13 protein-coding genes are annotated in these 18816 nt (G+C 45.2%); 9 read left to right on the plus strand and 4 right to left on the minus strand.

Annotation, left to right across the window (positions count from 1 at the left end):
* Window positions 1–15 precede the first annotated feature (15 nt).
* Together OCU74_RS17800 and OCU74_RS17805 are read left to right on the plus strand one after the other, a co-directional pair.
* Window positions 16–1827 carry a hypothetical protein gene (locus tag OCU74_RS17800; protein ID WP_087481023.1) on the plus strand — a complete coding sequence of 604 codons (1812 nt, stop codon included), beginning with the start codon at window positions 16–18 and terminating at the stop codon, window positions 1825–1827.
* Between the two features lie 211 nt (window positions 1828–2038).
* Window positions 2039–2452, plus strand: coding sequence for a GFA family protein (locus tag OCU74_RS17805; protein WP_087481022.1), 414 nt, complete (start codon window positions 2039–2041; stop codon window positions 2450–2452).
* Window positions 2453–2537: 85 nt separating this feature from the next.
* Here the strand turns inward: OCU74_RS17805 and OCU74_RS17810 are convergent, their stop codons facing one another.
* Together OCU74_RS17810 and OCU74_RS17815 are read right to left on the minus strand one after the other, a co-directional pair.
* Window positions 2538–3824, minus strand: a complete 1287-nt coding sequence (locus tag OCU74_RS17810; protein ID WP_087481021.1) for a YopJ family acetyltransferase — start codon at window positions 3822–3824, stop codon at window positions 2538–2540.
* 159 nt (window positions 3825–3983) lie between these two features.
* A complete protein-coding gene (locus OCU74_RS17815; RefSeq protein ID WP_087481020.1) occupies window positions 3984–4610 on the minus strand; it encodes a helix-turn-helix domain-containing protein in 627 nt (208 codons plus the stop codon).
* Window positions 4611–4906: 296 nt separating this feature from the next.
* On the opposite strand from OCU74_RS17815, the gene OCU74_RS17820 reads away from it, so the two are divergent.
* Window positions 4907–5341: a GNAT family N-acetyltransferase gene (locus OCU74_RS17820; RefSeq protein WP_087481187.1), complete on the plus strand. Its 435-nt coding sequence runs from the start codon at window positions 4907–4909 to the stop codon at window positions 5339–5341.
* Here OCU74_RS17820 and OCU74_RS17825 read toward each other — a convergent pair.
* Window positions 5338–5994, minus strand: coding sequence for a phage repressor protein CI (locus OCU74_RS17825; protein WP_087481019.1), 657 nt, complete (start codon window positions 5992–5994; stop codon window positions 5338–5340). The genes OCU74_RS17820 and OCU74_RS17825 overlap by 4 nt on opposite strands.
* Before the next feature lie 357 nt (window positions 5995–6351).
* Between OCU74_RS17825 and OCU74_RS17830 the strand changes: the two genes are divergently transcribed.
* The 4 genes from OCU74_RS17830 to OCU74_RS17845 all read left to right on the plus strand — a co-directional run bounded on the left by OCU74_RS17830 (window position 6352) and on the right by OCU74_RS17845 (window position 12995).
* Window positions 6352–7110: a hypothetical protein gene (locus tag OCU74_RS17830; protein ID WP_087481018.1), complete on the plus strand. Its 759-nt coding sequence runs from the start codon at window positions 6352–6354 to the stop codon at window positions 7108–7110.
* Between the two features lie 240 nt (window positions 7111–7350).
* Window positions 7351–9276, plus strand: a complete 1926-nt coding sequence (locus OCU74_RS17835) for a sensor domain-containing diguanylate cyclase (protein ID WP_087481017.1) — start codon at window positions 7351–7353, stop codon at window positions 9274–9276.
* A gap of 304 nt (window positions 9277–9580) precedes the next feature.
* On the plus strand, window positions 9581–9826 hold the full coding sequence (locus OCU74_RS17840) for a hypothetical protein (protein ID WP_143693198.1): 246 nt from the start codon (window positions 9581–9583) through the stop codon (window positions 9824–9826).
* Between the two features lie 199 nt (window positions 9827–10025).
* Complete coding sequence (locus OCU74_RS17845) at window positions 10026–12995, plus strand: hypothetical protein (RefSeq protein ID WP_143693196.1); 2970 nt, start codon at window positions 10026–10028, stop codon at window positions 12993–12995.
* Between the two features lie 42 nt (window positions 12996–13037).
* Here the strand turns inward: OCU74_RS17845 and OCU74_RS17850 are convergent, their stop codons facing one another.
* Window positions 13038–14711 (minus strand): SulP family inorganic anion transporter, encoded by a 1674-nt coding sequence (locus tag OCU74_RS17850; protein WP_087481186.1) that lies wholly within the window; start codon window positions 14709–14711, stop codon window positions 13038–13040.
* A gap of 205 nt (window positions 14712–14916) precedes the next feature.
* Between OCU74_RS17850 and OCU74_RS17855 the strand changes: the two genes are divergently transcribed.
* Entirely contained in the window at window positions 14917–15906 is a 990-nt protein-coding gene (locus OCU74_RS17855) for a 2-hydroxyacid dehydrogenase (RefSeq protein WP_087481014.1), read from the plus strand.
* Between the two features lie 642 nt (window positions 15907–16548).
* Window positions 16549–18804, plus strand: a complete 2256-nt coding sequence (locus OCU74_RS17860) for a two-partner secretion domain-containing protein (RefSeq protein WP_087481013.1) — start codon at window positions 16549–16551, stop codon at window positions 18802–18804.
* Window positions 18805–18816 lie beyond the last annotated feature (12 nt).

The following is an 18816-nucleotide window of genomic DNA, read 5'->3' on the forward strand; positions in this document are numbered from 1 at the left end:
ATCAGGTAAATCACAATGCAGAGAATTGGCAGCCATTCCATTCATCATCATATGTTCTCCAATTCGACGGGAACCTCTAAACTGAATGAAGTTCGTATGTCTCTGGGACGCTATGCTGAGTCTCATTTTCATGCGTCTCAGTCACTCCTGAATAAGTTTATGAATGGGGGAAGTTCCGGTCACTTCTGGAATACATTTAAACCCGGTGGTGCCGGTGGCGGGCTCGAAGCTGCACATCATCAGACAATGCAAAATCTGGATCATATTATTCATCAAAGTATGAATAATATATCTAAACTGGTTCAACAGTTTTCTGAGAAAGCACAGCATCTGTCTTCGCCTGATCATCAGGTTCTGACACCAAGGCCGCAAATCTCTTCCCCGGCGCTACATGCGGCAAAACCGCAAAATCAGCCACCGGCGGGATATCCGGGAACGGAATCTGGACCGCGGATTTTTACCCCCAGACCGAAGATTTCGTTTGCGAATTCTCAGGAGACGGCAAAACCGCAAAACCAGCCACCGGCGGGATATCCGGGAACGGAATCCGGACCGCGAATTTTTACTCCGAGACCGAAGGTTTCATTTTCGAATCCTCAGGAGACGGCAAAACCGCAAAACCAGCCACCGGCGGGATATCCGGGAACGGAATCCGGCCCGCGGATTTTTACCCCAAGACCGAAGATTTCGTTTACGAATCCTCAGGAGACGGCAAAACCGCAAAACCAGCCACCGGCGGGATATCCGGGAACTGATTCAGAACCACGAATTTTTACTCCGCGTCCTCAGGTTTCATTCACCAGTCCGCACTTTGCTGAGGTGAAACCGCAGCCACAACTTCATGCGACTCCGCCTGAACCTGAAGCATTCCACCAGCCGACGCCACAAATGGGTATGCCGGGGCCAGAGGCGTTCCATCAGCCGCCACCACAAATGGGTATGCCGGGGCCGGAAGCATTCCATCAGCCGCCACCACAAATGGGTATGCCGGGGCCGGAAGCATTCCATCAGCCGCCGCCACAAATGGGTATGCCGGGGCCGGAAGCGTTCCACCAGCCGCCGCCACAAATGGGTATGCCGGGCCCGGAAGCGTTCCACCAGCCGCTACCACAAATGGGTATGCCGGGGCCGGAAGCGTTCCATCAGCCGCCACCACAAATGGGTATGCCAGAGCCAGCTCCGTTCTATCAGAGCATGCCACAGGCGGAAGCTCCGGGACCACAACAGACACCTCAGGTAAATGTACCGGGAACAGCAGACGCATCGGATGAGAGTGCATTACAACTTTATGTACCACAATCAACACCGGAACCTGAGTCGGCTTCTGCACCGAATAATCAGCCGGGGGCAGCACCAACCGGGAATGAGGGAACTCAGCAAGCTTCCGCCACTCCGGATATGGCTGGAGCCAGTGCGACTCCCGAAGCTCACAGCCCGGCCGTTGCCAGTGTTTTAGATGGTCTGAAATCATTTACCGGACAGAAGGAATATGTTCTGGGCGGGCAGTTGCAGATGAGACCTGCTGAGAATAAAGAAAACCTGAAAAGAGAGTTGATCGCTCACTTAGTTGATCAGATGGAAAATTCAGTGAAGAATCATGGCGGAACACCGCAGGATTTACAGAAAGCAATGTTCTTCCAGACCGGTGGCTATGAAGGTTCTCCATTGTTTGGCGCCATCGAGCAGAACGGTAACTTACAACACTTAGCCAGTGAGAATGAAGCGCTGGGGCTGAGCAAAAATGATGTGAAGCAGGTCATCCGGGCCGCGCATTTCTCTTTCAGTTCGAGAATGAATATTCCCAGAAACCCTGAAGCAAACAGCTGATAAAATTCCAGAGTCAGGCAACCATCGGTTGTTTGGCTCTGCTATTGAGTCATGGTCATTGTTCTGTCAGTATGGTTGATATACCTGAGTAACCTTAACATGCTGTTGTAGCGGAAAACACTTGGGTATAGATATCGATCTCTGAAACTCCTTTGCTTTAGCCTATGGTCTTTGCACCGGAGAATATCTGTCAACCGAGGAGCAATTTAAGATGGAATTTCCTATCCATGGTTCATGTCAGTGTGGTCAGGTCACTTATGAACTACTTGCAGCACCACAAAAAGTGATGGCCTGCCATTGTCAGGAGTGCCAGAAATTATCGAGTGCGCCGTTTAGTGTCACGGCGATGATGTCTGCTGAAAATATTCGTTTCTCCGGAAAAATGAAAGAATGGAGCCGGGTTGCGGATAGTGGCAATACAAATATTGCTAAATTCTGTCCTGACTGCGGTACCCGTATTTATCACGTGAATCCGGAAGTTCCGGATTCGATCAAACTAAAGCTGAAACCGACAGGGTTAGCGGATGCCTCACTGTTTGCTCCGTCAATGCATATCTGGATTAGTGAAAAACTGAGCTGGTACACGATTCCGGAAGGTATGCCGACAGCAGAGAAGCAACCATAACCACGATAGCCTATCACTGATCATCCGATAATTTATGAATGAACGACAGCCATTGAACCGGCTGTCGTTTTATCAATGCGGTAACTTAGGGATTATCAGTCTGTGCAGAAGACTCTTTGATTTCAGCCTGCCCGGCAAGATATTCTCCTGCCCGGCGAATTTCCTGTAAGCGAAAACCTTCGATCGATGTACTGTAAGCATGGTTCTGTCGTTGTGTCCGGTAAGCCAGATTTCGATGCTCCAGCGTTTCTGTTGCTGACCCGGTTTTTTCTTTCGTGACAATCATATCTCCATTTCCCATGACCTGAATCTGTCCGTGTGAGTGTGTATGCTTCCAGAACTCATTCGGGATCTCAGGGGATTTCACTCCGGTCAGTTGTTGTTTTATTTGTTTGAGTGGGTTGCGGGAACTCTGTGCCTGATTGTGGATCTTGTCTGTATATTCCTCGTGGCTTTTATAAGCCTTGAGTGCATTATTCAGAGAGAACATCACACAGTCCCAGCTGGAGTTTTGGATCGAATGATCCACAATCTGAATCTTAGCTTTGGGGAATGCTTGTGATAACACATTTTTAATCGGTTCCGTAGCTAAGGTGGATAGTGCTGACTCAAAGCCGAGAATGGATGGCTGATGTCCCGGTTTGAAACGGATATCAAGAGCAATATGATGCTGAGCCATGCCCGGTAAAGGCGGATAGACAACCCTCATTTGCTGAGGCTGCTTCGTTTCCTGCACTGTCTTCTGCTGGGCTTTGATTGCCTCATAACACGAATTCTGGTCTGTGAAAGTATGCAGATTCAAGCCGGGATGACGGTGGTTTTCTGCTTCGGCCAGTAACGGCAAAAGCTTAGCATCTAAGGTGGTAATTGCCGAGTTTGGTTCACGGCCTTTCTGGATCCGGCTGATTGTTTGTTGTGCATATTGATGTAAATCAGGACTTAGCTTTTCCAGAGAAGAAAGATCGATCTGGTCCACTTTATCCTGAAGCCTGAGTGGAACCACTGGTGGTTTATCCGGAATCGGAGCATGACGCAGCAGATTGTGGCGCTCATATTTAGACTGTGATTCGGGAGTTTCCCGCCATGCATTCTGGCGGCGTAATTCTGGTGCCGTTGTTGCGGCAGGGCTTTCCGGGTAAACCGGTGAATCGGGCGGTGAAGGCCATGCTTCAGGAGAAACTGACGGGCTTTCGAATAGCCCACTTCCTGACTGATAAAACGCATGATGTGGGTTCTGTGCATCTGTCTGAGTTTGTAACTGGACGGAGAATGTTTTCCCGCCGGAGTTGAGTTCTCCCCGGGATGACGATGGAGCCGGGGATGGTGGTAAAGAGGTTTCCGGTGATACGGAAATACGGGATATTTCGGGCATAATCAATTTGAAAGTAAGGCTGATTCTTCTATGTGGATTCTGGGTGCAGAGAGTTCCCGAGCGAGAAATACGCACATGCGTTTGTCTGAGTCATCAGTATCAACCGTATGACTACATACTGTGCGTATTCGATCCCATGTTAACTATGACTTGGCCGCTTTACTCGCGGGACATACGCAGTACGATTTGCCCGGAAACTTTCAGTTCGTGTTCTCCCACAACCAGTGGTGCACCTTTGAAGTCAATCGCCAGTTGCTGGTCGGGCAGGCGCTGGATATCGTTGACCGAATAAAGTCCGTCAAAATCGACCAGATATGTTCCGGAGACTGCTTGTTGTGCTTCTTGGTCGACGATGTAGGTTTGGTCACCTTCACGAATGGCAATGACATTGGTGATTGACAGCTCATCTAACAGAAACTGATCCAGTGTCATGGTGCCGTCACGGGCAAGTTTACCGTTCTTCAGCCAGAAGAGATCGATATCAATGAGCTTCTTTGTTTCGCTATCTTTCCCTTGATACTCATGAGTTGCAGCATTCGGGTAAGGCGAACCTTCTCCCAGTAACAGCCATTTTAAAGAAACACCTTTATGCAAATGAGACCGGATTGCCAGATCAAAGGGGCATTTCTTACGCTGGTGCCAGGTGGTAATCGTCGAAGATGACATGTCAGCTGTCTCAGCCAGAGCCCGTACGCTCTTGATATCTAAGACTTCACGGATTCTATCTGTGACTTGTTTTCCCACCTGATAGTCAATAAATGGTAATAAAACTTGTTTTTTATTCATATGCGATCAATAATAAACTCAATTGAGCATGGATACAGAAGGGCAAGCCTGCAATCCATACTGGACGAACAGTGGCGAATCAGAATACCACCAATCTCAGGGGGGACGTAGCTTCGGGTTAAATTAATTTCATATGCAAGTGTGTTCTGCGATCGGCGGCAAAGTTTCTTATCCGGAAATCAAGTAATTACCTTGATAATCTGCCATAAATACCGGCATGATGTATCCATATGACCTTCAGAAGTTGCGTTTTGGGGGAATGAGGATTGTGTTTCATGTTTATTCAGGGAGAGATTATGCAGGGCTATAAAATCAGTTCAGATAAGAATGACCTTGATTTCGATGTCATCTATTCATATCTATCAACAAGTTATTGGGCTGCCGGTATTCCGGAGTCGGTTCTTTGCAAAGCACTTGAACATTCATTTTGTTTTGGTGTGTATCAGGATTCAGGAGAACAGGTTGGTTTTGCCAGAGTGGTGACGGATAAAGCAACTTTTGCTTATCTGGCTGACGTTTTTATTCTTGAAAATCACCGGGGAAAAGGCTTAAGTAAATGGCTGGTGGCGACCATCATCGAAGATCCTGATTTACAGGGATTACGCCGGATGATGCTTGCCACAAGAGATGCTCACGGACTTTACACCCAGTACGGTTTTTCTCCGGTTGAGAATCCGGAAATACTCATGCAAATCTGGCACCCGGATGTATATACACAGCCGGAGTGTTAATCTGCCGTGTGGGCTGTTTTTGGTATTGACTGCCCGCGGGACATAAACAAGACGATCTGCCCTGCCACCTTGACTTCTGACTCATTAATGGTGAGTGCAGAACCATCAAAATTCAGTGCCAGCTGTTTTCCCGGCAGACGCTGAATGGTGTTAATTGATAACAAGCCATCCACATCGATAAGGTAAGTCCCGCTGACGGCCCGGGTTGACTCCTGATCGACCAGATAAGTCACCTCACCATCCCGGATAGCAATGACGTTGGATATCTCTAGTTCATCTAAAAAGAATTGATCCAGAGTCATGGTTCCCCGGTGACTGAGTTGTCCGTTCTTCAAAGCAAATAAATCTATGTGTACCAGACGTTTCTTTTCATCGTTAACCTGATAGTCATGTGCCGCAGCATTCGGATAAGGATCACCTTCATCCAGCAGTAACCATTTCAGAGAAATGCCTTTGTGCAGATGGAGTCTGATTGCAAGCTCGTAAGGACAGACATTTCGTTTATGCCAGGTCGCAAAGGTCGATGTCGGCACATTGAGCTGTTCGGACAATGCCCGCGTGCTTTTGACATTTAGTATGTTACATAGCTTTTCTGTGACCTGCTTCCCAACGAGATAATCAAAAGGGGGCAATGAAACTTGTTTTTTAGTCATATGCGATCAATAATATTCTCAAATGAACATGTTATGTAGAAAGGCAAGCCTGCATTACATGCTGAATAAACAATGACTTAACAGGATACCACGATGGCTTTGCTGCAAATAGCCTTAAATACACTTTTTATGATGTCACTCCATAATCTTCGCATTTGAATCTAACAAATGCTCAATTACCATTGCTCTGCATAGAGGAATGATCCTCCTGCTTTTATTCTGAACCATGCCGAATCGGATGATGACGGGTCTGCTACGTCTATTCCGACCGTTGCTTTGCCCTCGTATGAGGGCTTTTTTCTTCGGTTAGGTTTGCGGGATGAAGCGCTCAACAATGTTCTGTATTGGGAAATGCCAATGATTCATGAACCGGAAACTAAAAAGACAGGTAAACAGAAAAAGGGATCTCACCAGCGATCCCTTTACTGGAAATATTCACCGATATACTGGCCGGCACTCTCTTCTGAAGAAGCCGCACTGAAGATCCCACTGAAATATGTCTCAGATATGATCGAAATTACAGTTCTGTCACCCGGTGAATGGCAGGCGTTTTTCTCAATTTTATATGCCCGGAAATATCAGGAATATCCGGATATTTCCGAGACCTGTTTAGATGATTTCCTGCGGCAGTTTTCTGAGTGGGGAATCGTTGCTTATGCAAAAACTTACAATCGCGAAATATATCTGATTCTACAGGGATACCGAAAGCACCTGATGACTCTACTGACCAGTCGGTATTTTTGTGACAATCAGCCACAGATTCTTACGCTGGGGTTGGGAGCTTTAAGTATTGAAACCGATATGTCTTTGGCAACTCATGTGATTTCATCTATGGAAATCTTGATTGGTGGATCGCGGAGTATGCTGCAATATCTCATTAATGATGAACAGATACTGAGTCAACTGGGGCTTTGGCATGTGCCGCTTCTGGTCCAGTCTGTCACAACTGCCGGTACTTCAATGGCACTGGACGAATCCTTTCCGGTATCAATCTGTGTCGGTTTAGGACTGGTGCTGGTGAGTGTATCTTCTCCGGTCTGGGAAACTGACAGAAAATCGGCCTTTGCACAGAAAATGGCTGAAAAGATGTCAGAATTGGTGGTTAATGAATCATAACTCTTGAACGTGGTGTATGCGGGAATAGGATAATGCTCAGTGCTGTATAAACAGCTCTTTCTCAAGCAGGGTGGCTGATGCCCGGTTTTTTGTCTGGAAACTGAGTGATCCGTCATGGAAAGTGAATAAGATATTGTGTAATTGCCGTGATGAACCATACTTAATTCATAATAAAAACAGTAAGTGCAATGTTTAGGGCTGGGCAATGAACGGGTAAAGGATTCATAACGATTTATTCTCATGCGAAGCTCTAAACTGACACAAGCCGGAAAATTTCTGAAATTTCTCTTACTCTACGTTTTTTTGGTGGGAGTATTCCTGCTATTGCTGTCGATGCTCTACAAAACTGAATTACATAAGGTAGATACGACCCTGATTGGTAGTGCGAGCAGTCAGGTTTCCAGTGCTGAAAAAGTGATAAAAAGCTCACTGAGGTGGCGGGTCAGTGATTTGAGCTTTTTTGAAAGGACACTCATCCGTGCGGATACGGATAAGTCGGGGCATCTGAATACTGACAAAATCACTTTGTTATGGCGATCCTTTATTCAATCCCGGCGGGTTTACACCGAAGTCAAATGGGTTGATTTTTCAGGACAGGAAAAAATAAAAATAAATTATAATCAGGGCAAAGTTTCTGTGGCTCAGCCTGAACGTTTGATGAACATCAGTCAGACTTCTTATTTTAAAGATATTATGAAGTTCCCCCGTAAGAAGATATTTATTTCAGCATTAGATATGGAGATGAAAGAGAGTATTAACTCTATCTATGATGCACCGGTTCTGGTGATTGGTGAAAAAATAGAAAATATCCCGGAAAGCCGTCATCTGAAAGGATTACTGATTATCAGTTATAAAATCGATGATTTACTGAATCGTATATATGATATTAATGATCATCTCTGGCTTTCTAATAATACCGGACAATGGGTTAAAGTGGCTTCTGAAGGCACCTCGGAACGGAAGCATCAGCTGAAATATCAGATTAAAATGTCGAGTGATTATGTTCGTGAATGGGGAAAAATATCTGTAGGAAAATCGGGAAGCTTTATTCAGGAGAATGGAATATGGGTGTTTAATACCTTACTTACTCCGGAACAGAGTGGTAAGTTGGGCGTGACAAGATTTTATGTAGGAGCGTCTGAATCTCAGTCCCCACGCTATCCCTGGAAAATTATTTATTATATCTCAAAAGATGATTTGAACTTTATGAAGAAAGAAATACATCATTATCATATTGCGATGATTAGTTTCTTCAGTTTTCTATTCCTGCTCTTTGGCTATTATATTTTCTCTTTGTATTTTAAATCACAAAAAACGCTGACTAAATTATCGATGGCAAGTCAAATCATAGATAATCATGTTATCTACGCAACTTCAGATTTAGATGATTGTATTGAATCTGTCTCGGAGGCCTTTTGTGCAGTTTCCGGATATACTCAGGAAGAACTGCTTGATAAACCATATACTATTGTTCGTCATCCGGATATGTCGGATTCATTTTATATCGACATGAAAGATAATATCCTGTCAGGGAAATCCTGGAGTGGGGAAATAAAAAACCAGAACAAGAATGGCGAAACATATTGGGTCTTCGCATATATTGATCCAAATTATTCATCGAATGGGCATCTCATCGGATATACCGCTGTTGAGCAGAATATTACGGACCGCAAACATGTTGAAAAACTCTCGGTTACGGATCGGTTAACCGGAATGCATAATCGCCTGAAACTGGATGAAACGCTGGAACGGGAAATGTTCCGGGCAGAACGGTATAGACATCCTTTATCGATTATTTTGTTGGATATCGATAATTTTAAAATGGTGAATGATAACTATGGTCATCGTGTCGGTGATGACATCTTGTGCAAGATTGCTGAGTTACTGCAATGCCATGTCAGAAAAACAGATATTCCGGGACGGTGGGGTGGAGAAGAGTTTCTGATTGTCTGTCCGGAAACCGATTTTCACGGAGTGCAGATTCTGGCAGAAAAACTTCGCCAGTTGTTTATGCACTATGAGTTTGAGGTGATCGGACGCTGTACCTGTAGTTTTGGGGTTGTCACCCGAATGGATACTGAAACGGTCGATCAAATGATGGAACGTGCTGATATTGCGTTGTATCTGGCAAAAGACAAAGGTAAAAACCGGGTTGAATCGATATAACGGCGATGACTCAAATCTCTGCTTTGCCTCACTGCCCGGTGATTCTCGCTGAAACTGTATTTTAAAGTTATTTGGGTATATCTATTTCTTTGTATGTTATTGGTTATGTATTTGTGAACGGTAACGTCAAAATGAACATTGAGAGGGTAAAAAACTCATCCGGGTCGGTTGACCATCACGATTTTAAAATATAAAAATACCTCCACTCGGGAAACGAGAATACCTGATGAGCATGATTTTCTGTATTTGGGGCTGAATGCTCGCGGGTATCAAAACATCTATTATAAATCAAGAAACTGACGATATGATCAGTTGGCAAAAAACGTTGGCAGGTATGGACATGAGGAAAAACTATCTGGAGTATTCAGATCAGGCTATCAGAAATTTCATGGCTGATCTTTTTGAAACATTTGACTCACAGCTTAAGGAAAGCCAGGAACCTCGCGTTGAGCTGGAATTCTTTGGCGGGACAGTTGAGATTCGCTTACTCTCCTTTGAAGGTGTGTATAAACCACAGCTTGTAGGAATCCCTGAACAGGAAACAACCTGATCACTCTTATCATCTGACACATTTACCGATCATCTATTCTGTTTTCGGCCCTCTTTTTAATCCTCTGCTTTATCGCGGGAACTAAAAGACCTGGGCCGATACTTATATTTGTACCCAGTGATTCTCACTGAAACTGCATTTTAAGGTCATTTGGGTATATCACTCATTCAAAATACAGCAGAAATGATCGGTTGCCTCTATGAGAAATTTACCCTCCGGGTCTATGTTTGTTCGTCATCATTCCTTTTCTTCACACACGTCTCCGGTAATTTCAGATGCCGCAGCCTCAGCGAAACAGAGTAAAGACGATCTTGATGTGGTGACCCGCAAAGACATGCTCAACCGGAAACTGACCGAGTTATCGCAGACGGAAAAATCACTCCAGCAACAGTTACACCGCCACTGGCGCTTTGACCGGACAGTGAATCAGGATCTCAGTGATAAAAAAACCTATTCAGAGCAACGTAAGAATGAACTGAAAGCAATCAAAGGTGGTGAAGATATTGCTGCCCAGTATGGTCTTACGCTTGCTGTCACCGATGCGTTTTTGAAAGATCACTTACAGCTATTGAAAGTCGATACTCCGATTCCGGCCGATTATATGCGTGATCAGGTTTCGACGGATTACTATGAGCGATGCCGTGAAATTTATAAGGCAAAAGGCGGTAATACGAGTTTGCCGGTTTTGTTTGTAAACAGTGAAAATGGTGCTGAACAGGTGCTTGGTCATTTCCGGGGAACCAAACATATTTATGGTACACCGGAACAACATCTGAGCAAAAATCTGGAATTTTTGCAGCCGGGACTTTATGCGTTGCCATTGCGATATCAGTCGGCAGTTATCCCGGCGCAGAAACTAATCCACATCTATGGTGCCCAGCCGTCAGCATACGCTTTAATGGCTGGCGCAAACGGACCCAAACAGACCGTCATTCCGGATGTGTCGGTTGATAATCAGAAGTTACTAAATGCATTACGTCCTCTGGAGAATGGGGTTTGTGACCGGCTCCGGGATATTCCCGATAAAGTTGGCCCGGCTAAACTTGCGAAAGCGGCTGCGGATATGGTTGAACAGCTAGCTGATGTCTATGAAGACCGGGATACAATGGCAGAGCACCGGCATAATCCGGTGCTGGCCAACGGGTTAAAAGCAATGAGGGCAATTGCAGACAGCCTGCCAGAACTCAGCCATGATAGTTATAAGTTTTCTTCGGCATATCAGACACTATGCGAAGAACTTCAGGTCTGTCTGAGTGCGACAAAACCTTATGATCTGAGTGATTTTAAGATGGCTGCGGCTCCCTTGCTTGCCGCAGAACATTTGCCATCATCGGTTCCTGAGCCACAAATGCATCTGGTCAGTTCCGGTATGGGTGCACTGGCATTGGGGCTTGATGCCGCTGAAATTATGACCGGCAACCAGAATGTTACCGAGCTCTCCAGTCTGAAACATGGCAAAAGCCCGGTCTACTATGAAGTGAATAAGCTGCGCCAGGAACGTTCCACCGAGTCAGCTCATGATAATACGCTTTATGCCACGCTGAATCACAGCATCCCGAATCACCCGGAAAATCCGGGATGGAATGTCGATGCAGTGATTGAATCTTTACAGGCACACCTTAATCAGACCGGAAAGCGGACGAAGCCGGTTGTACTGATTGTAGACGCCACGCTGGAAAAGCGGGGAGATATGGACAAACTGGTCAGTCGTTTCGCTAATGATATTGCGCAAAATCGTCTGAAAATGGTTGTCTGTAAGAGTTATCAGAAATTTGCCAATCTGGGGAGCGCGAAGGTGATGGCCGGGGGAATTGGGATTATCTCTGCAGATGATCCGGCAACAAGACAAGCCCAGTCTTATCTGAATCATGCTGAAGAATCACTGAACCTGATGGCAAATAACGATGCACAGCTGATGGTTCATCTGCTGGGATGCCGGGAGCATGAATTTCAGTTGCTTGACCGGGCTGTTGAAAATGGCCGTTTTGTTGCTCAGAATCTGTTTCACGGTGAAGATGGTCACCAGCCGTTGGATTTTTACGACGATCATCTTCCTTTCGGGATGTTGTCGATGCAGAGTGAGCCGCATCTCTTCTCGCTGGATATGGCGGATGGTCATAAAGATCTGAAGTTGAATCGCGAAAGTCACGTTGTCACAAATTATCTGAAAAACCGCGACAGTTTTGGCTTTACCACGACAACGCTTTCCGGTGTGCCGGTTGACCGGGAGCGGACCGTACGGATGTCATATGGACAAGAAAGTCAGGCTGAACTAACCGAGCGGTTATATATGCCCAGTCTGCTGATGAAGAAAGGGGAGATGCAATGGGACTGTTCTCAGGCCAGAAAACTGATTCATGAACTGGCGAACGATGCGATCAAAACGGTCAGAATTCCGCCTCATGTTCGTCCGACCCTCAGACAAAAATTATATGTTGCCGGTCAGCTGGAGAAACCGGAGCCCGATAATACCAGCCGGTTAACCTCCGGAACGGATGCCTTGCGCCAGCAACAGTTAAAGAATGGAGCGCGGGGAATGACTCTGAATAAAGTTGCCTCGGTGATGGATCATCTGAGTGAAGTGATTTTAATGGGCACTAAACCGGAACAGTGGATTGCCGGTAAAGATCGTCCGGTGATCGATGAGTTACTCGCTGGTGTGATTTATTCTGGGATGCCGGGTGTCTCTTCTGCCGGGCGTTCAGCGGTATTGGCATTGCAGAAACACATGAGTATGGCAGATATGCTCAGCTCACGTCCGGAGCAGCAACAGCAGGGACTCAATGCTCTGGCTGGTGCGATGATACGCCTTCCCGGCTGGCCGCAAATGGCAAATACCTTGGTTGATATTCCGGACAATGTCTTCGAATCAGCGCGGATATCGGAGCAGAGCCGGGTGATTCAGGCAATGTTTGCTCCACTGGATAGCCAGACTCGTCTGCATGTCATTCAACAGTGTGTTGAACAAGATCAACTGAGTAAAGCCGAAGCATTGCTGAAGTTTGTTGAGGAAGGTGATGATTCGCTGGCTCCGGACAGTTTCTATTCAGCAACCCATGATGTTGATGATGGCCTGCAGAATTTGCCCAGACCGATGAACGAACGGGAACAGAATCTGCAACTGAATCGGCTGCGATTACAGGAACAGGCGTTGATGAGCCGGAAATGATCCGGGAGACTTCAGGAAAGTTTCTCCTGAAGTCCCGGTAAGTTACGCTTCTGTCGGTGGATTCGGCGGGGTTTCAATTTCTCTTAGTGCCGTCTGTAGTGCTTCCTGGAATTCCGGGAAATAATGGTCTTTGCCAATCTGTTGCATGATACCGGCTTTCTGGAGTTTATAAGTGACACGGGCATTCGCCCCGGAAATCATCACCTGAATGTTACGGTGTCTGAAATCCTGAATCATTTCTTCCAGAGTCTGTAAGCCGGTAATGTCCATAAACGGTACCCATTTCAGGCGCAGAATCAGAATACGGGGTTTATCCTGAATACCATGCATGACCCGCTCAAAGGCATCGGCTGCGGCAAAGAAAAACGGGCCTTCCAGCGCATAAACCGCCAGTTCCTGCGGCAATTGGGTGATTCCCTGACGTGCCAGTTCATCGGCCAGCTCAACACTGGTACTGGCTTTGACCTCAACACTTGATGCCATTCGTTTGACAAAGTGCAGAACCGCAATGATTACACCGATATTGACGGCAACCACCAGATCGGCAAAAACTGTCAGAAAGAAAGTAATCAGCAGAATCAGAATGTCAGCTCTTGGTGCCCGCTTAAGCAGCTTGATAAAGTGGCGGGCTTCGCTCATGTTCCATGCCACAACGAACAGAATCGCGCTCAGGGTTGCCAGCGGGATGTTCACAGCCAGTGGTGCGAGCAGCAACAGGATGATGATCAGTGTCGCTGAGTGCACGAGTCCGGAAAGCGGGCTGTTGCCTCCGTTACGGATATTGGTCGCTGTCCGGGCGATTGCCCCTGTCGCAGCAATCCCACCAAACAGAGGTGAGACCACATTGGCTATACCCTGACCAATCAATTCCTGATTCGAATTGTGTCTGGTTCCTGCCATTCCGTCTGCAACCACTGCGGAAAGAAGTGATTCAATGGCACCCAGCATCGCAATGGCAAATGCCGGGCCGATCAGACGAATCAGATCAGAAAAACTCGCCTGTGGCAGAGAGAACTCCGGTAACCCTTGTGGAATTCCCCCAAAAGCTGTGCCGATGGTCCGAATTCCTTCCAGATGCATGGTGTACTGTAAAAGTGTGACAATCACCAAAGCCATCAGCGGACCGGGAACTTTGGCCAGTTTTGGGATTTTTGGACCGTAAATGACAATCAGTAGAGATAAAACCGCCAGACCAGTTGTTTGCCAGTGCAGTTGCGGTAAGGCATGGTAGATTGACAGCAGTTTCTGGTGAAAGTGTTCGCCATGAATTTGCGGTAAGCCGAAGAACTCCTGCCATTGTCCGACCCAGATAATGACACCGATGCCGCTGGTAAAACCGATGATCACCGGATCCGGAATGAAACGAATGATGCTGCCGAGTTTGGTTATTCCCAGTAACAGCAGGAAAATACCAGCCATCATGGTCGCGATTTGTAAGCCACTGATACCATAGTCGTGTACGACACCGGACAGCAGAACAATAAAAGCTCCGGTTGGCCCCGCGATCTGGATACGGGATCCGCCGAACAGAGAGACAAGAATTCCGGCAATAATTGCAGTATACAAACCTTGTTCTGGTTTGACGCCGGATGCAATTGCAAAAGCCATCGCCAGCGGTAAAGCGACCACGCCGACAATCACGCCTGCGCTTATATTCCGTAACCATTGGGAACGATGAAAAAGTCCTGCTTTGTAGGACTCATAACAGGCAATCATGAGAATAACCATTGAAAGAGAGAGACGAGCTACAGATCTTACAACGATGCTTTACACTGTAAAGTACCAATTAGATATTCTGGTAATAATTTTATTATTTGGGTATAAACTCAGCAAGAACAGCGGACCGGCTCACACTGTTTCAACATAAGCTCAACATACAAATAACCGCTGTCGTTTTTTTCCCCATTTTAGGAATGAAGCCATGAAAATATCAGTTTTTAGCTCGAAAGCTTACGATCAGGAGTATTTTACTCAGGCCAATCAGGCATATGGATTTGACCTCGAATTTTATGAAGTCCGGTTGGATGAGAAGACAGTGAAGCTGGCTCATGACAGCCCGGTTGTCTGTGCATTTGTTAATGATGATTTGTCGGAACCGGTGTTAAAGGTGTTAGCAGCCAGTGGTACAAAATTACTGGCGATGCGTTGTGCCGGTTATAACAATGTTGACCTGGAAGCGGCCAAAAAATATGGCATTACCGTTGTTCGTGTTCCGGCATACTCTCCGGAAGCTGTCGCGGAACATACTGTCGGTTTGATGATGACTCTGAACCGGCGGATTCATAAAGCCTATCAGCGTACCCGCGATGCGAATTTTTCACTCGATGGGTTAGTCGGATTCAATATGTACGGTAAAACAGCCGGTATTATCGGCACCGGAAAAATCGGTGTGGCAACGCTGCGGATTCTGAAAGGATTCGGTATGCGGTTGCTGGTGCATGATCCGTATCAGAACCCGGCAGCGATTGACCTCGGAGCGGAATATGTTGATTTGCCGACGTTATTGCGTGAGTCAGATGTGATCAGTCTGCATTGTCCGCTGTTCAAAGAGAACTACCATATGTTGGATGCTCAGGCGTTTGCACAGATGAAAAAGGGCGTCATGATCATCAATACCAGCCGTGGCGCATTACTGAATGCATTAGATGCAATAGAAGCACTGAAACAGGGAGTGATTGGTTCTCTGGGGCTGGATGTCTACGAAGAAGAGCAGGAACTGTTTTTTGAAGATAAATCGAATGTTGTGATTACCGATGATGTATTCCGCCGTTTATCTGCCTGCCATAACGTGTTGTTCACCGGTCATCAGGCTTTTCTGACCAGAGAAGCATTACTATCGATTGCGACCACGACATTCGACAATGTGGACTGTTTTCATCAGAACATCAGCAGTGGCAATGAAGTCGAATAGTTTGGAATTGAATGCTTTTGCAAAATGAAAATTGATTTGCATTTTAAGAAAGGCATATGAGTGCTACTGTATTGTGATTAGGTTGATATTTGTACGAATCAAATGAAATCAAATAGTTAAAAGCAAATAAAAAGTTGGCACACATACTGCAATAGTTATAGTGACCCTTTTAAGCCGAGGGTCACCTAGCCAACTGACGTTGTTAGTGAACCTATTTTTGTTCATATTGACAGCCAATCACAATCTTGTGATTGGCTTTTTTTATGTTTGTCACATCTGTAATCTGGTAAGTTTTTACGATAGAAAAATATAATAAGCAACTATATGTTTAGTGGTTTATTTCATATTCTGGGGAAAGTAAATATATATTTATATAACAATGTTCATATAAAAATTATTTATTAATAAATTTCAATAAAAAACAGAGAAATATCCAGAAATTCACTGAGTTGAATATCAATAAATATTGTTTATTTTTATACCGATGATATCCTTCTGGCCTATATTTGTCATTTCCATGACATTCCTTGTAGCTTTAGTTGCCATAACAAATTGATATTAATCATTATATTATAAAATGAGCATATATTAATAGGTTGGTTCTATCTGGATTCACTAAATTCCGGGGTCAGTGCTGGTTATATGTATTCTGTTAAAAGAGTTCAATTATTTATCTGCGTATTTCTGTTGTTTGTTTTTCGACCAGCTTTTGCTGGTGTAGAAGCGGGGAATCAGAAGAGTGGAGCCGAACAAGTATCGGTTAGTCAAAGTTCAAATCAATATTATATCCGAATTGCGAAAGCAAATGACTATGGTGTATCACTGAACTATTTCGATAGCTTTGATACTCAGGGGAAAAATATTGTTTTACTTAATTCTCCTGTGATGAATACCAAAGTCGCTCAAGCTCCGGCTCAGACTATTGTGTTGATTGTGGATAGCGGTAATTTTGCCAACATCAAGGATATCCGGGTTGAAGGGCATGCAGCAGACGTTGTTCTTGCTGCGCCGAAAGGGATTCGCTGTAATGGTTGTTCCATCCACAATGCCGAGCGTGTCACGCTGGCGACGGGTACGATTGTTTCAGACTACGGTGAACTGGAAACGATTAAGATAACCAATGGTAGTATGGAAATTACCGGAGAGGGATTGAAAGCAACAGATTTATCTCTATTAGATATTGCTGCCGGTCGTGTGTTGGTGGATGCGCCATTCAGAACAAATATGAAAGGTAGTCTTTCAACCCGGAATAATCAGGAAGTCAAAGAAATTGATGCTGCCGGAGATCTGGAAGTTTCAAACGGAGACGTACAGATTATCGTTGGGCAGAATCATTTCCGGTATTCTGACCGACAATCCGATGCTTATTATAAGAACTTTTCAGAAAAAGATTTTTCGACATTATATGCACTTGAAATCACCAGCAAAGGCAAACTTTCTGTTGGTAACCTTCACCTTGAATCGACTTATGATAACGGTGCTGTTTTTGTTGGTGGTCTGATTAAAGTTCAGGGAGCCTGGTCTTATGTCGGACGTTATAATGATCAAAGTGTCGTTCCCTTAGAGTCGGTTAAAATCAGATCAAATGGTCATATTTATCTCTCCGATCAAATCATTGCTGCAAATAAAGTTGATATTGAAACGACGAATTCGGTTGATATTGCCGCTTTATCTGCCGGAGATGGTTATCTGCTGGATGGTATTCTCGGTACTGAAGTAAATATTGCCGCAGTTGGTTCTATTAATAATAAGGGTGCGATTGCCGCAGAGTCAGCCTATTTTTCAGCAGAAAATATCACCAATGAAGGAGATATTGAAGCCACCCGAGATCTGTATTTTAACGGAAAGAGTGGTGTGGCGAACCAGTATGGTGGTGTTATTTTAGGCGAAAATATCAAGCTGACATCCTACGGGGATGTAATCAATGGACAGCTTTACCCGTTTAAGTCATCTGAACTCTGTGCTTATAGCCGCACAGTGAATAGTTCATCTTCAGCTGAAGTTGGTGGCAAATTGGCTGTTCCCCCGTTTAAAGGTTGTGGGAAAGTCGCCGTTGATTCACTTAGTGCTTATATACTTGGGCAAAATATCAAAGTTGTTGCATTTAATTTTATCAATGCCAACCCTTATGAAGTTTCAAGAAATAGCCATACCGAGCCGGAACTTAATCTGGATTATGTAAAGAGTAGTCAGGTTGTTGTTTCGGCAGAATCAATTCTGGAACTTCGAGTGAAGGAGCGGTTCTGGAATATGTCGGCAATTGCTGAATCCTGGACGGGGAATGTTGTTTTACAGGTGCCGATTATTGACAACGAGCGATACCATATCTGGGCCGATACTTACAAAACAGTGATCGGTGATCCTAACGGGACTCATACCGACCGCTTCACTCAGTACATTAAAGCGTTGTCTCCTCCGGCAAGAATCAATGTTGGTGGCAGTTTAGTTCTGAAAAATAGTACGCTGAATAATGAACATAGCAGTGTTGAAGTGAGACAGGATGTTGTCGGTACGGTCAAGAATGTCTGGATGGAAGGGTTACAACTTCGTGAGATTGATGAAAATACGACAGTAACCCATCATTCCAGACGTTATTGTACTCGAAGAGTTCTTGGTCATTGTATGCATCATCATACCGATCATTGGAAAACATCTGTCACAGCATTGGTGAAGAATGAAGTAACCGCTGAATACCCGTTTATTTTCTATGTAGACGGCCATATTTATGAAGGCTTTGGTAGTGATTCCTATATATTACAGAACATTACATTTGGCCCTTATGCGACAGCTTATACCCCCCGACCTGAAACGCCGAAGGATTATCCGAGCCCCAGTAAATATCTTCCGATTGTCAGTGATGGCATGACAATTTTCATTGTGAATCCGGCCTATCAGTAGGCAGAAGAAACG

Source organism: Vibrio mangrovi (assembly GCF_024346955.1).
GTDB lineage: Bacteria > Pseudomonadota > Gammaproteobacteria > Enterobacterales > Vibrionaceae > Vibrio > Vibrio mangrovi.